Source organism: Chroococcidiopsis sp. CCNUC1 (assembly GCF_023546805.1).
Classification (GTDB): Bacteria; Cyanobacteriota; Cyanobacteriia; order Cyanobacteriales; family Chroococcidiopsidaceae; genus Chroococcidiopsis; species Chroococcidiopsis thermalis.
Genome location: NZ_CP097480.1, coordinates 4,893,165 through 4,906,485 on the forward strand (window position 1 = coordinate 4,893,165; position 13,321 = coordinate 4,906,485).

Annotated in this window: 19 protein-coding genes; 16 read left to right on the forward strand and 3 right to left on the reverse strand. The window is 42.7% G+C overall.

Annotated elements, in window-relative coordinates; all coding sequences use genetic code 11:
• Positions 1-45 precede the first annotated feature (45 nt).
• The 5 genes from M5J74_RS22505 (at position 46) to M5J74_RS22525 (ending at position 1,589) form a co-directional block, all read left to right on the forward strand.
• Positions 46-345 (forward strand): BrnT family toxin, encoded by a 300-nt coding sequence (locus M5J74_RS22505; RefSeq protein WP_015156243.1) that lies wholly within the window; start codon positions 46-48, stop codon positions 343-345.
• The gene (locus tag M5J74_RS22510) at positions 335-619 is read left to right on the forward strand and encodes a hypothetical protein (protein ID WP_015156244.1); all 285 of its coding nucleotides are present in this window, start codon (positions 335-337) and stop codon (positions 617-619) included. Before M5J74_RS22505 ends, M5J74_RS22510 begins: the two co-directional genes overlap by 11 nt.
• 48 nt (positions 620-667) lie before the next feature.
• Positions 668-841, forward strand: coding sequence for a type II toxin-antitoxin system HicB family antitoxin (locus tag M5J74_RS22515; RefSeq protein WP_127024209.1), 174 nt, complete (start codon positions 668-670; stop codon positions 839-841).
• Positions 842-1,098: 257 nt separating this feature from the next.
• Complete coding sequence (locus M5J74_RS22520; protein WP_015156245.1) at positions 1,099-1,272, forward strand: hypothetical protein; 174 nt, start codon at positions 1,099-1,101, stop codon at positions 1,270-1,272.
• On the forward strand, positions 1,269-1,589 hold the full coding sequence (locus M5J74_RS22525) for a hypothetical protein (protein ID WP_015156246.1): 321 nt from the start codon (positions 1,269-1,271) through the stop codon (positions 1,587-1,589). The genes M5J74_RS22520 and M5J74_RS22525 overlap by 4 nt, the downstream gene beginning before the upstream one ends.
• A gap of 121 nt (positions 1,590-1,710) precedes the next feature.
• Here M5J74_RS22525 and M5J74_RS22530 read toward each other — a convergent pair whose 3' ends face one another.
• Entirely contained in the window at positions 1,711-2,058 is a 348-nt protein-coding gene (locus M5J74_RS22530; protein ID WP_106218197.1) for a type II toxin-antitoxin system PemK/MazF family toxin, read from the reverse strand.
• Positions 2,058-2,264 carry a hypothetical protein gene (locus M5J74_RS22535; protein ID WP_015156248.1) on the reverse strand — a complete coding sequence of 69 codons (207 nt, stop codon included), beginning with the start codon at positions 2,262-2,264 and terminating at the stop codon, positions 2,058-2,060. The genes M5J74_RS22530 and M5J74_RS22535 overlap by 1 nt, the downstream gene beginning before the upstream one ends.
• A 262-nt stretch (positions 2,265-2,526) precedes the next feature.
• On the opposite strand from M5J74_RS22535, the gene M5J74_RS22540 reads away from it, so the two are divergent.
• The 11 genes from M5J74_RS22540 to M5J74_RS22590 all read left to right on the forward strand — a co-directional run bounded on the left by M5J74_RS22540 (position 2,527) and on the right by M5J74_RS22590 (position 12,657).
• On the forward strand, positions 2,527-2,751 hold the full coding sequence (locus M5J74_RS22540) for a hypothetical protein (RefSeq protein WP_015156249.1): 225 nt from the start codon (positions 2,527-2,529) through the stop codon (positions 2,749-2,751).
• Positions 2,752-3,186: a PIN domain-containing protein gene (locus M5J74_RS22545; protein WP_106218196.1), complete on the forward strand. Its 435-nt coding sequence runs from the start codon at positions 2,752-2,754 to the stop codon at positions 3,184-3,186.
• Between the two features lie 18 nt (positions 3,187-3,204).
• Complete coding sequence (locus tag M5J74_RS22550; protein ID WP_015156251.1) at positions 3,205-3,453, forward strand: UPF0175 family protein; 249 nt, start codon at positions 3,205-3,207, stop codon at positions 3,451-3,453.
• Positions 3,450-3,944: a DUF3368 domain-containing protein gene (locus M5J74_RS22555; RefSeq protein WP_250013304.1), complete on the forward strand. Its 495-nt coding sequence runs from the start codon at positions 3,450-3,452 to the stop codon at positions 3,942-3,944. Before M5J74_RS22550 ends, M5J74_RS22555 begins: the two co-directional genes overlap by 4 nt.
• A gap of 178 nt (positions 3,945-4,122) precedes the next feature.
• The gene (locus M5J74_RS22560) at positions 4,123-4,761 is read left to right on the forward strand and encodes a Uma2 family endonuclease (protein WP_015156253.1); all 639 of its coding nucleotides are present in this window, start codon (positions 4,123-4,125) and stop codon (positions 4,759-4,761) included.
• A gap of 141 nt (positions 4,762-4,902) precedes the next feature.
• Positions 4,903-5,463 carry a Uma2 family endonuclease gene (locus tag M5J74_RS22565; protein ID WP_250013306.1) on the forward strand — a complete coding sequence of 187 codons (561 nt, stop codon included), beginning with the start codon at positions 4,903-4,905 and terminating at the stop codon, positions 5,461-5,463.
• A 324-nt stretch (positions 5,464-5,787) separates the two neighbouring features.
• Positions 5,788-9,195 (forward strand): phycobilisome rod-core linker polypeptide, encoded by a 3,408-nt coding sequence (locus M5J74_RS22570; RefSeq protein ID WP_015156255.1) that lies wholly within the window; start codon positions 5,788-5,790, stop codon positions 9,193-9,195.
• A gap of 454 nt (positions 9,196-9,649) precedes the next feature.
• A complete protein-coding gene (apcA, locus tag M5J74_RS22575; protein ID WP_015156256.1) occupies positions 9,650-10,135 on the forward strand; it encodes an allophycocyanin subunit alpha in 486 nt (161 codons plus the stop codon).
• A gap of 52 nt (positions 10,136-10,187) precedes the next feature.
• Entirely contained in the window at positions 10,188-10,673 is a 486-nt protein-coding gene (gene apcB, locus M5J74_RS22580) for an allophycocyanin subunit beta (RefSeq protein WP_015156257.1), read from the forward strand.
• Between the two features lie 456 nt (positions 10,674-11,129).
• Positions 11,130-11,333, forward strand: a complete 204-nt coding sequence (locus tag M5J74_RS22585) for a phycobilisome linker polypeptide (protein WP_015156258.1) — start codon at positions 11,130-11,132, stop codon at positions 11,331-11,333.
• Positions 11,334-11,484: 151 nt separating this feature from the next.
• Positions 11,485-12,657 carry an FtsW/RodA/SpoVE family cell cycle protein gene (locus M5J74_RS22590; RefSeq protein WP_015156259.1) on the forward strand — a complete coding sequence of 391 codons (1,173 nt, stop codon included), beginning with the start codon at positions 11,485-11,487 and terminating at the stop codon, positions 12,655-12,657.
• A 5-nt stretch (positions 12,658-12,662) separates the two neighbouring features.
• On the opposite strand, the gene M5J74_RS22595 is transcribed toward M5J74_RS22590, so the two are convergent.
• Entirely contained in the window at positions 12,663-12,977 is a 315-nt protein-coding gene (locus tag M5J74_RS22595; protein WP_015156260.1) for a multidrug efflux SMR transporter, read from the reverse strand.
• Positions 12,978-13,321: the final 344 nt, after the last annotated feature.

Genomic DNA, 13,321 nt, shown 5'->3' on the forward strand with positions numbered 1-13,321 from the left:
TTATTGTATTGACAATGTAAATACGATTTGCCTACACTATGAGGTATGGACACATACTTTGTGCTGAATGGCATTACCTTTGTATGGAATGAGGAAAAAGCTCGAAATAATCTTGACAAGCATGATGGAATAACATTTCAGCAAGCCGCAGAAGCCTTCTTCGATCCGTTTCTAGTTGTGGTTGATGCCAGTCGCAATGATGAAGCACGGGATGCAATTATTGGCATGGATAGTCGATGGAATCTTTTATATGTGGTTCATATTGAGTTCGATCAAGACAACATAATTCGGATTATTTCAGCTCGGAGAGCAACACGTAAGGAGCGCGAACACTATGAAAACTGAAACTTTGAAAAAACGATTAGATAAGAATCGCCCCATGATCGCTGTTACCATTCGTATTCCTGAAGATGTCGTAGACGATTTAAAACGGTTAGCGCCACTACTTGGATTCTCCGGTTATCAGCCTTTAATTCGAGCATATATTGGTCAGGGACTTCGAGTAGATATTGAGCGATTGGAAGGTAATACTGTTTCTGCATTAATTGCCAGTCTAAAACGTCATGGTGTAAGTGATGAATTGATTCATAAAGCTCTTAGCGAAGCTACTCATGAGTGAATGCTACTCACTTAAGTAATAAAATAATAATAGTCTGATAAAAATAGACTGTTTCTAGTCACAATTCTAGAGTTTGGCGATCGCGTTGTTATGCCTTGTACTCATGGTAAAACTCGCGAGGAAGCAATTCGTAATGGTGAGAAAGTAATTGAAATGTATTTGGAAGCTTGGCAAGCAGAAGGTGAATCTATCCCCGAATCTAACACGCTTCAAATTGCTTGATTTCTATTTCAATTCTGCCACTATGGGTACGTGTTGTGAAGTTCAGCAACCCAGATCTAATGCTTTAAAGGTTTGACGCAATGTAGTGTAGTAGGTACTATCGGGCGGATGAATAGGGCGAGGCGATCGCCTAGACAAAAGTGGTAACAAATACAGAAATTACATACTTTATATTCAACAATGATTGACTCTAATAAGTTTGGGGAACACTATGGATAGGCACATTTAGTTTGTTCTCATGCACTTGAAGAAAAAGTATGTGGTTCATCTTTAATTGGTTATCATGGTTAACTTCTCTAGTCTTGCAGCTATGGAATATTTTACCTGAGCAAGCAAAACGTAAAATTATTGAACTAGTTATCTCAGCAATGGAAGAGATAATTCGTGCTTACTATAAAAATTACAAAAATGAAGGTCAGGATAAAAAATGAGTAGCTTTAAAGATTTTATGGATAACGCTATAGAGTCATCAGACCAGAGTTTACCAGCATCAAACATATCTCTGGCTAGTATTCAATCTTCTTTAGCTATTTCAATGAGCGCCATTACATCACCGTTTTTCAAACCTAATGAAGAACAAAAGTTTTCAGAACAGGTATCTAGTTTAGTTCAAAACGATGCTTTCCTGTCCGAATTGAGTGACCAAATTGGTGAACCACAAGTAGATGAGTCTGAGGACGATTTTGTAAAGCGTAGTAGTAATGTACTAAGGAAAATGCTATATAAGCATTTTGGTATTAAAGAATAAGTTTGTTTGTGTAGCCGTAGGTTAATTTGCGGCTACTTTTGATATATGTCAAAAATGCGATCGCTTTTAGGGAAGTATATCGGATTTTGCGATCGCGTTTCATCTCTTTAAGTTTTAACTTTCATGAAAGCTGAAAAGCCTGAATCATAACAGCATTCAACTGCTGAATTTGATTGGTTCCTAATTTGCCTAACCGCCTTGTAATTAACCTACGTTCAAGGGTAACAATTCGAGTTACTCTGACTTTAGAATTTACCTTTAATCCAGTACCCGCAAATTCTGAATCTGAAGAATCAATGACAAACTCTCCTACGCCTAACTTAGAAAGATTTTGCGAGGAAATAAAGCAGAGGGTAACATCTTGATTGCTAGAGTCTGCCCATATTACTACAGCAGGACGTAGTTTTGTCTGCTGCAAATCTGTAAACGGAAATGGAGCCAGGACTATATCACCCTTTACTAAACTCACTAGATAGGCTCTCCATCTTCAAGAGAGTATAAGTCTGGCTCATCTGCTAAGAACTCGAAAGCTCCTCCGCTGTGAGCAAGTTTCATGATTTCATCAGTTGTAGGCTCAGAAGTATCCCAAAATAATTTTGTTTCTAACAGTTTTCTTTCTTCCGGTGAAAGTGACAAAATTACTTGTATAAGGGATTCAACCAATTGTGTGTTCATATCTCTAGTTTTTAGTTCTGTAAATGCAAAGCTGAAAAATATCGCGTTTCTATAAGATTATACTAATCTGGACAAGCAGATTTAGCTTGTATAGTTCTGTAAGTTTCAAGCTATTGGCTACTTTTGATATGTAACAAAAATACCTTAGTCAAGCGCAAACGTTGTTATCGCTTTTAGGGAAGTATATCGGCTAAGCGCGATCGCGCTGTTGGGCGATCGGCTATGCTTAGAGTAGGAAGTAGCATAGTGTTTAGGAGTATTAATGATGCCTAGTGTTGAATTTCAAGCCAGAGTGGAAAATGGCAAGATCGTCATTCCTGAAGAATATCAGCAAGAATTATCAGAAGTTGCTACTGTAAAGATTGTTATATTGAAGCAGTCTAGAAAACAAATAACTCCATTCGACATTATGGATGAGCTAGCACAAAACCCTGTTTCAATCTCAGGAATTCGCATGATTTCGCGGGAAGAAATGCACGAGCGGTAGATGATAAACGATCCACTTTGTTTTCTTGATTCTAATGTTTGGCTTTACCGTCTAACAACCGATCCAAATTATAATGAGGCTATTGAGGTTAGAAAACGATATATTGCAATCGAGTTAACTAACAACGTAAATGGTATTGTCAGTACTCAAGTTATAAATGAAACTTGTTCTGTATTACTTAGGAAAGCTGCATTTACTGAGGAACAAATTCAGCAAGTTATTCAATCTTTTTATAACCGAGTTGCTGTAGTAAAGTTAACTAGCGATATTCTCATAAATGCATTTAACTTACGAACTCGCTATAGTTTGTCATTTTGGGATGGTTTGATTGTTGCTACTGCATTATCCACAAATGCTAAGATTCTGTATTCAGAAGATATGCAAGATAATTTAGTTATCGAGCGGCAACTGACAATTGTAAATCCCTTCAAATAATTGATGAGGTAAAGTGCTATGAGTGTTGTAATCTCAGACGAAATCCTTCAAGCATCTGGACTGACTCTAGATGAATTTCGCCAAGAAATTGCCTTGCACCTGTTTCAAATAGGTCGTTTAAGCTTGGGTTACGCTAGCCAGCTGGCGGAGATGAAGCCTAGTGTCTTTCGCCAACTCCTCAAGCAGCGAAATATTCCGCTCTACTCTTATGATGTTGATGACTTTGAACTCGATCTGAAAAATTTAAGAGAATTGGGGCGGCTGTGATTGTCATCAGCGATACATCAGTCATCACAAATTTGGCAGCAATTCAGCACTTGTACCTTTTACCCCAACTCTACAATCAAATTATTATTCCCGAAGCAGTATATCGCGAACTAGTAGACATCGATCCTCCAGTGCCAGGAACTCTCGAAATTCAAGCTGCTTCCTGGGTTGAAATTAGGCAAGTTGTGAATCGCGGTGTCGTTGAACGGCTCCAGCGTGACGTAAGGTTGGATCTTGGAGAGTCTGAGGCGATCGCTCTTGCTTTAGAACTGAATGCTGATTTACTTTTAATAGATGAACGTCGTGGTAGAGCCGAAGCCGATCGTCTGGGTATAAGGATTACTGGAGTATTAGGTATTTTGGTTGAATCTAAACGTCAAAATCTAATTATTGCCGTCAAGCCGTTAGTAAATAGCCTAATTGCTACGTCTGAGTTTAGAGTATCTTCAGCCCTGTACGCTCTGATTCTAGATAGGGTAGATGAATCATAATATCGAGCAAAAGCAAGGTAAAAAATGAAATAAAATAGGTTTCCTAAAGCGAACTAAAATCGTAGATAGCGAGTTAAAAAAATTTTTAACCTGGCGGCTACTTTCGAGCTATGCCAAAAATGCGATTGCTTTTTCCTAATGTATATACTAAAACTATACTCGCTCCATTTACGATCTTATGGCTATCGACACGCTGACTCCACTTGAACAAAGAATTGAGCTTTCTGGTATCAGCTGGGAAACCTACGAGCGGTTGCTAGCCGAACTGAGAGATCGCCGCTTGCGTCTCACTTACTACCGTGGCAATTTAGAAATAATGGCTCCATCACCAGAGCATGAATTTTATAAAAAAATTATCGGTCGTTTTGTGGAAACGTTGGCTGAAGAGTTAAAAGTTAAAATTTATCCGTTGGGTTCTACAACCTTTAAACGTCCAGAATTGAGTGGTGTTGAACCCGATGAGTGTTTTTATATTCAAAATCGGCGCTCAGTTCAAGGAAAAAAACGACTCGATCTAAATACAGATCCACCACCAGATTTGGTTATAGAAATTGATATTACGAGTAGTTCCGAGAATCGTTTAGCAGTCTACGCAGATCTTGAAGTTCTGGAAGTGTGGCGCTACGATGGCAAATTTTTGAAAATATACCAACTTCAAAATCGACAATATATTCAAGTTCATGAGAGTTTGGCATTTCCAGAAGTAGCTATTACAGAAATCGCTCAGTTTTTACAACAAGCTATGGATGCTAATATCGATTACTTAGATCTTATTCGTTCATTTCGTCAGTGGATTGAAAGTCAGGTTCAAGAATAGAATTTTGTTACTAGAGAACTTTAGTTTTTGGGTAGTTTCATAGGTTTCAACCTAGTAGTTATGTTTGGTATGTCACTAAAAATGCGCTCGCTCTCTCACACAACTTATTATTGATTTAATCGCTGTTATTAGGAGCAACACATGGCACAGATAGCAGTAGAAAAGCTGACTTTAGAAGAGTTTCTGAAGCTACCAGAAACAAAACCAGCTAACGAGTATATTGACGGACGAATTATCCAAAAACCAATGCCTCAAGGAAAACACAGTAGGTTACAAGGAAGGCTAGTAACAGCAATTAACGCAGTAGTTGAACCGCAACGAATAGCACTCGCTTTTCCCGAACTGCGCTGTACTTTTGCTGGACGCTCAATCGTACCAGATGTAGCCGTGTTTGCTTGGGATAGAATTCCCGTAGATGAAAATGGAGACGTTGCTAATACGTTTGCAGCTGCTCCAGATTGGACGATTGAGATTCTCTCACCTGACCAAAGCCAAACTAAGGTAACTGGGAATATTCTTCATTGTCTCAGTCACGGTAGCAAAATGGGATGGCTAGTCGATCCTGACGAGCGATCGCTTTTAGTTTACCCGCTAGGACAGCAACCGCAACTGTTACAAGAACCTACTCAAGTTCTACCCGTTCCCGATTTAGTAGCTATGCAACTTGCAGCAGACGAACTATTCGGATGGCTAAAACTTTAAGTTAAGCCGATCGCCTCTCACATAAATTCAGTATTTGTTACAAAACTTATAATTTTTCTCAGTACTTATGTTGTAAGTAAGACTACATTCAACGGCATTGAGATTGAGAAAACTACACACTTCTTAATATAGCGGTGTAAAGAGCCCAAAACGTTCTAATCTAAAAGCTGACCAGGTTGATTTCAGGCGATCGTCACCTCATATAAGTGAAGAAAAATTCCCTTTCTGGGGAGGGAAAAACCTAAAATAAACAAACGTGAATTCATTCACACCCTGGTCAGACTTAACACAGTAACGATTATTGATGGGAGCTTAAGAAATCTAATGAGTGTTAAGGCAAGTGGTGGAAGCTCAGTTGCACGTCCGCAACTATATCAAACGCTAGCAGTCGCAACCATTTCCCAAGCCGAACAGCAAGACCGCTTTTTAGGGCGGGGCGAACTGGACGAGTTAGCCAACTATTTCGCCTCTGGCAATAAGCGGCTAGAAATTGCTGAAACTTTAACAAAAAATTCTGAGATTATTGTATCCCGTGCCGCTAACCGCATCTTTGTCGGTGGTTCGCCAATGGCTTATCTGGAAAAACCCAGAGAAACAGAAATGGCGATGGCAGCAACTGTACCTGATGTCAAACAAGGGATGCAGTTAGGAACTATCACCTACGTTGAGAGTCGGGGCGGCGGTTTCTTAGAGGGATTGCGATCGCTTTTCAGTGCTAGTCCTGGTGGTGGTGGCGGTGGTCCTACACCTCCTGGTTTTCGCCCCATCAACGTCGCCCGCTACGGTCCTGGGAACATGCAAAAATCCCTACGGGACTTGTCGTGGTTTTTACGTTATGCGACGTATGCGATCGTAGCTGGCGATCCAAATATTATCTCTGTTAACGTGCGGGGTCTGCGGGAGATCATTGAAAACGCCTGTTCTGGCGAAGCAACCATTGTCGCATTGCAGGAAATGCGGGCATCGGCGCTGTCTTATTTCCGCCAGAATCCTGAAGCAGCAAATATTGTTGCTCAGTACATGGACGTATTGATTACAGAATTTAAAGCCCCTACACCTTCTAATAAACTGCGTCAGCGTCCTTCGTCCGACCAGCAAGGGTTACAACTGCCACAAATCTACTTTAATGCGGCAGAAAGACGACCCAAGTATGCGATGAAACCAGGGCTATCGGCAGCGGAAAAGAACGATATTGTTAAAGCTGCTTATCGCCAAGTCTTCGAGCGCGATATTACCCGCGCTTACAGCCAGTCGATTTCTTACTTGGAATCTCAAGTTAAGAACGGCGATATCTCCATGAAAGAGTTTATTCGCCGCTTAGCAAAATCGCCCCTGTATCGCAAGCAATTTTACGAGCCATTCATCAACAGCCGCGCCCTAGAATTGGCTTTTCGTCACATTTTGGGTCGGGGTCCGAGTTCTCGCGAAGAAGTCCAGAAATATTTCTCGATTGTTTCTAATGGTGGCTTATCAGCACTAATAGACGCGCTGGTAGATTCTCAGGAATACTCCGACTACTTCGGGGAAGAGACTGTACCTTATATTCGCGGTCTGGGTCAAGAAGCGCAAGAGTGTCGTAACTGGGGTCCCCAACAAGACTTACTCAATTACAGCGCCCCCTTCCGCAAAGTACCGCAATTCATCACGACATTTGCGGCGTACAATAGACCGCTACCCGACCAACATCCGTATGGTTCTGGTAACGATCCGTTAGAAATTCAGTTTGGGGCAATCTTCCCGAAAGAAACCCGCAACCCTAGCAGCAGCCCTGCACCTTTTGGTAAAGATACTAAGCGGATCTTGATCCACCAAGGACCAGGGATTAATAACCAAAACAGCAATCCGAGAGCGCGGGGTGAATTCCCTGGCACTTTGGGCGCAAAAGTCTTCCGCTTGGATCAAATTCCAGCAACGGGTGGGAGAAAATCTCCTACAACTTCTAGCGTTAGATTCTCGGAAAGTTCGACTCAAGCCGTGATCCGCGCCGCTTACCTACAAGTATTCGGACGGGATGTGTACGAAGGACAGCGGCTGAAGGTAGCTGAAATTAAACTGGAAAACGGTGAAATTTCGCTTCGAGAGTTTATCCGTGCCTTAGCTAAATCGGATCTATTCCGCAAGCTGTATTGGACACCATTCTATGTCTGTAAGGCGATCGAATACATTCACCGCCGCCTGTTGGGTCGTCCAACTTATGGCAGACAAGAAAACAACAAGTACTTCGATATTTGTGCCAAGAAGGGCTTCTACGCTCTGGTAGACGCAATTATTGACAGCCCGGAATACGGCGAAGCTTTTGGGGAAGATACCGTACCATACGAGCGCTATCTGACACCTCAAGGTCAAGCACTGCGATCGCTGCGTACTGGTAGCATTCGCGAAGATGTTGGCGCAAGAGTCGATAAGGAAGAAACTCCCCGCTTTGTCGAACTGGGTGCTGTTACCGAAATGCGGACGCAGCCAGATATTCAGATTCGCGTGGCTCAAGGTGTTACCAAGCAGCGGGAACAAACGAAGATCTTCAAGCTAGAAGAAAACAGCGACAAAGTAGCCGTACAAACAGTTATCCGTGCTGCTTACCGTCAAATCTTCGAGCGCGACATCGAACCCTACATCGCCCAAAACGAATTCACCGCCCTAGAAAGCAAATTAGGCAATGGTGAAATTACTGTTAAGGAATTTATCGAAGGGTTAGGAAACTCAAACTTATATCTCAAAGAGTTTTACGCTCCTTATCCCAACACCAAGGTTATCGAGCAGGGAACCAAGCATTTCTTAGGACGCGCCCCCATCGACCAAGCTGAAATTCGCAAGTATAACCAAATCCTCGCAACTCAAGGTTTACGTGCCTTTGTTGGAGCAATGGTTAACAGTGCGGAATACGCTCAGGTATTTGGCGAATACTACGTGCCTTACCGTCGCTTCCCCACCTTGCCAGCAGCTAACTTCCCGAATACCGAGAAGCTATACAACCAGCTGACGAAGCAGAACGATGATATTGTCGTTCCCAGCTTCGAGCCAGTACAACCGCGCATGGCAACGGAAAATATGCCATTAATGGCAAAAGCGATCGCGGATATGGCAGCCAAAGCACGGCAAGTCGATAAGAGCAAGCCGCTATTTATCGAACTCGGTCGCTCCTATAACGACGGACGCGGACAATCTGTAGAAGTTGGTGTCGGTACGACTCGCCGCAAACCAGCGCGGATCTACCGCATGACACAGGGAGCCAACCAAGGGGAAATCGCCCAAGTTATCAACGCGATTTACTGTCAGGTCATGGATGTATTTAGCGGTCAAGTACCCGTTTACTTCCGTCGTTCTGACTTGGAGAGCAAACTGCGTAATGGTGAAATCTCGGTGCGCGAATTTATCCGTGCCTTGGCTAGCTCCGAAATTTACTGTCGTCGCTTCTACACCCCCTATCCCAACACCAAGGTGATTGAATTCCTGTTCAGACACCTGTTGGGACGCGCACCTGCAACTCAGGGTGAAATCAGACAGTACAACAAATTATTGTCTGAGGGCGGCTTAAAAGCGGCTGTAGACGCGATGGTGGAGAGTCCAGAGTATGCCCAGTACTTCGGCGAAGACGTAGTACCATACCGTCGCTATCCGTCTCTCCCTGCTGGTAACTATCTGGGTAGCGTTAAGGCTGCGGCTGACTTAGTGAAGCAGTCTTGGTCTGACCTATCTCCTTCGTTGTTAGCGCAGTCCTTCGGGCAGCGGTAATTGACACGGGAAGATCCCCCTAGCCCCCCTTGTTAAGGGGGAATAGGAACTATATAGATTCCTGAGTTCCCGTTTTTAGGGGAAGCAAGATCCGCAAGTCCCCCTTTTTAAGGGGGATTTAGGGGATCTAATTCCGATTGCGAAAAATTGCAGAGTTTAATTGCAATCCCTAGCCCCCAGCTCCTCTTTTCAGTCCCAATTCTGAAAGAGAATGTTACAAACTGTTAAGAGCTGAATCAGAAGATGAACGCAATGCCGCAAAATATTTGCGGTAGGTAACTGAGATTAACAACTTGTGTAGATGCGATCGCGCAAGTCTTCTGCGAAGCGAAATAACTCTGATAGCCTACAAGCTGTTGGGTTACGGTAAAATCCAGAAGTGGCAATCAGTCACCCCCACGATTACACCAGTTATATATAAACCTGGTTTCATTTTTTTGGAGGAATCAGTTAAATGAGTATCGTCACGAAGTCCATCGTGAATGCCGACGCAGAAGCTCGCTACCTCAGCCCTGGCGAACTCGATCGGATCAAGAGCTTTGTTACCAGCGGCGAACGCCGTCTGCGCATTGCTCAAGCATTGACCGACAATCGCGAGCGGATCGTGAAGCAAGCTGGCGACCAATTGTTCCAGAAGCGCCCTGACGTTGTTTCTCCTGGTGGAAATGCTTACGGTCAAGAAATGACCGCTACCTGCTTGCGCGACCTAGACTACTACCTCCGCCTGATCACCTACGGAGTTGTAGCTGGCGACGTTACTCCCATTGAAGAAATCGGGATTGTTGGCGTGCGCGAAATGTACAAATCCCTCGGTACACCCATCGAAGCAGTAGCAGAAGGCGTTCGCGCTATGAAGAACGTAGCTACCTCGATGATGTCTGGTGAAGACGCTGGCGAAGCTGGTTCTTACTTCGATTACCTCGTCGGAGCTATGCAGTAGAGCATTTGTCTACTTGTCGATCTTTTTACGTGTGACATAAGGAAGCAAAGAAATGCAAGACGCAATTACCTCTGTAATCAACACTTCAGACGTTCAAGGTAAGTACTTGGACACCGCTGCTATGGAAAAGCTAAAAGGCTACTTCCAAAGTGGCGAACTGCGAGTTCGTGCTGCTACCACCATCGCTGCTAATGCTGCTGCGATCGTTAAGGAAGCTGTAGCTAAGTCCCTGCTGTATTCTGATATCACCCGCCCAGGTGGTAACATGTACACCACTCGCCGCTATGCTGCTTGCATTCGCGACCTCGACTACTACCTCCGCTATTCCACCTACGCAATGTTGGCTGGCGATCCTTCCATCCTCGACGAGCGCGTTCTCAACGGTTTGAAAGAAACCTACAACTCCCTCGGCGTACCCGTAGGCGCTACTGTACAAGCTATCCAAGCGATGAAAGAAGTCACCGCTAGCTTGACTGGTCCCGACGCTGGTAAGGAAATGGGCGTATACTTCGACTACATCTGCTCTGGCTTGAGCTAAGAGTTGGATCTTTAAAGTAGTAGCTGCGATCGCAGGCTACTAAGGCAATCGTCTAAATCAAGTCTGGGAGTCGGTCGTGAGTGCTAGAACGTTCTATCGCCTACCTGACTCAGCGTTAAGAGTATAAGCGATCGCGCTTTAGTATTGACGATTTACTCCCAGCCTTCGATTAATTCAGTTAACAGTGTAGAGACGTTACATCTAACGTCTGTGCAGAGTTGTCAGGAATTGCTGTTAACTGAGAAAAATTACACGTGTAGTCATTAACACGTCAAGTCATTAAAAAGTTTTTGAGAAAATCTACCTGGCGCTCTCGAATAGCAGTGAAACTTATGGGAGAATTAGGGGTAGTAAATAAAAAGAGTGCTAATTCGGTAAGAACGTTGCAGCACTGACAAGCACTCGAATAAGTTGACATCAAAAATTTTCTACATTCTTTACAGGAGATTTTGAACGATGCGGATGTTTAAGGTAACAGCTTGCGTCCCTAGCCAAACTCGGATTCGGACGCAGCGCGAATTACAAAATACCTATTTCACCAAACTGGTTCCTTACGACAACTGGTTCCGCGAGCAGCAACGGATCATGAAAATGGGTGGCAAAATTGTGAAGGTACAATTAGCTACTGGCAAGCCTGGAATGAATACAGGTTTGCTGTAATTGCAGCTTTCTTCATAGGTTTCAATTAGTAGGGGCGCACAACAGTGCGCCCCTACTAGTTTTATACATATGTATCGGATTGAAAGCGCGATCGCCCCTTTTGCAAAAACATCCGCTATACTCCTACTGTCCTCACACAACCATAGCTGTCGTGAAGCTGCTACGCCGGATCGTCACCTTTTTCTTCCCTCCTGTTTCCCAATGGGCAATTCTGCCAAGATTACTGCATTGGATGACCTTTCTCTGGTTATTCATCGGATTAGCGGTTCTCTTTTCTGCTTCCTATGTCGAAGGCGAAACTATGGGAGATGGTTTTTACTATGTCAAGCGTCAACTGGCATGGATATTTATTGGATTATTAGGATTTAACTACGTCATCCATGCCCCACTTAAAAGAATTTTAAATGTCTCCCATTGGTTCTTTCTGATTTTAATAGGATTACTATTTTTGATTTTTGTTCCTGGAATGGGAATAAAAGTGAATGGTGCTATGCGCTGGCTGAATCTGAGGATTATAGCAATTCAACCATCAGAATTGATCAAGCCATTTTTAGTCCTCCAAAGTGCGAAGATTTTTGGTAGATGGCATCAAATTAGCCCAGGAAATCGTATTCTCTGGATATTAATTTTTATTTTGATGCTAGGGGGGATTTTACTACAGCCAAATCTGAGTATGACCGCTCTGTGTGGTATGAGTATATGGTTAGTAGCGCTAGCAGCAGCCATACCCTATCTTTACTTAGTACCTGCGGCATTATTAGGAGTTGGAACTGCGGCGCTGAGTGCAATGCTGCGACCGTACCAAATGAAGCGATTGATGTTGTACCGTAATCCTTGGCAAGATGCATCAGGGCATGGATATCAATTAGTACAAAGTTTAATTGCTATTGGTTCCGGTGGAATTTGGGGTAAGGGATTTGGCTTATCACAACAAAAGTTATTTTATTTGCCAATTCAATACACCGATTTCATTTTTGCTATTTTTGCTGAAGAGTTCGGCTTTGTTGGTTGCCTTTTACTATTATTAATGTTGATGGTTTATGCAACTCTGGCTTTACTTGTAGCGTTTAATGCCCGCAATCCAGTTTTTAGATTAGTTGCGATCGGGGCAATGATATTGATGGTAGGGCAATCTTTACTTAATATTGGTGTAGCGACAGGAGCGCTACCAACTACAGGTCTACCCTTTCCACTCATGAGTTATGGTGGAAATTCAATGATGACAAGTTTAATTATTGCTGGATTGCTAATTCGTGTCGCCCGAGAAAGTAGCGAAGCAGAAATTGTACCTTTTCAAGAGCGAAAACAAGAGCGGTTTGTTTAAAATCTCTATTTTTTACCTTGTAAAAAACCCATGCCAGCAACAATAAAACTGACACCAATGACATTGATGTAAGACAAACTTTCTTGAAATAAAACAACTCCAAATAAAACTGCTAGGATTGATTCTAATCCTAGTACGACAATATATGTTACTCCTAGCGTAGCCTTACGCATGGCAACAGTCTGTATACTTGCTCCAGCAATAAAGAAGATGTATACCAATAAGGTAGGGATAGGCTGAGATAACCCTTCAGATAGCTTCATGAATACACCGCCAATGGTGAAAAGAATTGCTGAAATCAGAACCATTAATAAATACATATCTAGCTCGTATTTGAAATTGTAATTGGGTTTTTAGTGACTCATAATATTGCTGACTAAATTATTTTTGGTTGGTCACTATCAATTGTGTTAAATAATCTCAAGTCATGATTCATAAATTTTTTATTAAGAAACCGTGTATCGTAAAGGCTAACCAATAGATTATTCCTCCGTACATCTGCTGGACATCCGCAACTTTACGGAATATTCACTAAGGAAGTATTTAGATTTAATTACAATTCGTAAAATAAAATAAATCAGGTCAATTATTCAGCAAAATAGCAAAAGATTCTGACTGTTGTAACTAGATGTATCAAAACTGCAAAAACAATCTAACGATAATC

Bases quoted from the DNA above. Each gene is read 5' to 3' on its own strand.
- M5J74_RS22525 (WP_015156246.1), top strand. From the start codon at position 1,269: ATGAGTAGCTTTAAAGATTTTATGGATAACGCTATAGAGTCATCAGAC.
- M5J74_RS22535 (WP_015156248.1), bottom strand. From the start codon at position 2,264: ATGAACACACAATTGGTTGAATCCCTTATACAAGTAATTTTGTCACTT.
- M5J74_RS22560 (WP_015156253.1), top strand. From the start codon at position 4,123: ATGGCTATCGACACGCTGACTCCACTTGAACAAAGAATTGAGCTTTCT.
- M5J74_RS22505 (WP_015156243.1), top strand. From the start codon at position 46: ATGGACACATACTTTGTGCTGAATGGCATTACCTTTGTATGGAATGAG.
- apcA (WP_015156256.1), top strand. From the start codon at position 9,650: ATGAGTATCGTCACGAAGTCCATCGTGAATGCCGACGCAGAAGCTCGC.
- M5J74_RS22595 (WP_015156260.1), bottom strand. From the start codon at position 12,977: ATGTATTTATTAATGGTTCTGATTTCAGCAATTCTTTTCACCATTGGC.
- M5J74_RS22585 (WP_015156258.1), top strand. From the start codon at position 11,130: ATGCGGATGTTTAAGGTAACAGCTTGCGTCCCTAGCCAAACTCGGATT.
- M5J74_RS22570 (WP_015156255.1), top strand. From the start codon at position 5,788: ATGAGTGTTAAGGCAAGTGGTGGAAGCTCAGTTGCACGTCCGCAACTA.
- M5J74_RS22550 (WP_015156251.1), top strand. From the start codon at position 3,205: ATGAGTGTTGTAATCTCAGACGAAATCCTTCAAGCATCTGGACTGACT.
- M5J74_RS22510 (WP_015156244.1), top strand. From the start codon at position 335: ATGAAAACTGAAACTTTGAAAAAACGATTAGATAAGAATCGCCCCATG.
- M5J74_RS22540 (WP_015156249.1), top strand. From the start codon at position 2,527: ATGATGCCTAGTGTTGAATTTCAAGCCAGAGTGGAAAATGGCAAGATC.
- apcB (WP_015156257.1), top strand. From the start codon at position 10,188: ATGCAAGACGCAATTACCTCTGTAATCAACACTTCAGACGTTCAAGGT.
- M5J74_RS22545 (WP_106218196.1), top strand. From the start codon at position 2,752: ATGATAAACGATCCACTTTGTTTTCTTGATTCTAATGTTTGGCTTTAC.
- M5J74_RS22565 (WP_250013306.1), top strand. From the start codon at position 4,903: ATGGCACAGATAGCAGTAGAAAAGCTGACTTTAGAAGAGTTTCTGAAG.
- M5J74_RS22520 (WP_015156245.1), top strand. From the start codon at position 1,099: ATGTGGTTCATCTTTAATTGGTTATCATGGTTAACTTCTCTAGTCTTG.